Below are 550 nucleotides of genomic sequence, written 5' to 3'. Positions count from 1 at the left end.
GAAGGGCACCACCAGGAGTGGAGCCTGCGGCTTAATTTGACCCAACACGGGAAATCTCACCAGGCCCGGACACCGGAAGGATTGACAGATTAACAGCTCTTTCTTGATTCGGTGGGTGGTGGTGCATGGCCGTTCTTAGTTGGTGGAGCGATTTGTCTGGTTAATTCCGGTAACGAACGAGACTCTAGCCTGCTAAATAGGCGTCGTTATTTAGGTGTGCGCGGCCTCGTGTCGCGCAACTCACTGACGACGTATTAAAATTCTTCTTAGAGGGACCGGCGTCTTCGAGCCGCACGAGATTGAGCAATAACAGGTCTGTGATGCCCTTAGATGTCCTGGGCCGCACGCGCGCTACACTGAAGGAATCAGCATGTTCTCCCTGGCCTAGAGGCCCGGGCAACCCGCTGAAACTCCTTCGTGCTGGGGATTGGGGTTTGCAATTATCCCCCATAAACGAGGAATTCCTAGTAAGCGCGAGTCATAAGCTCGCGTTGATTACGTCCCTGCCCTTTGTACACACCGCCCGTCGCTACTATCGATTGAGCGGTTC

At 54.2% G+C, this 550-nt stretch carries 1 rRNA gene; it reads left to right on the top strand.

Going from position 1 to position 550, the window contains the following annotated elements:
- A 16S ribosomal RNA gene (locus F0L74_RS34545) occupies positions 1-550 on the top strand; the annotation flags it as partial.

Origin of the sequence: Chitinophaga agrisoli (assembly GCF_008386695.1) — a bacterium.
In the GTDB taxonomy this organism is placed as follows: Bacteria; Bacteroidota; Bacteroidia; order Chitinophagales; family Chitinophagaceae; genus Chitinophaga; species Chitinophaga agrisoli.
The sequence above is the reverse complement of the archived record's forward strand: the minus strand, read 5'-3'. Positions and strand labels throughout refer to the sequence as shown.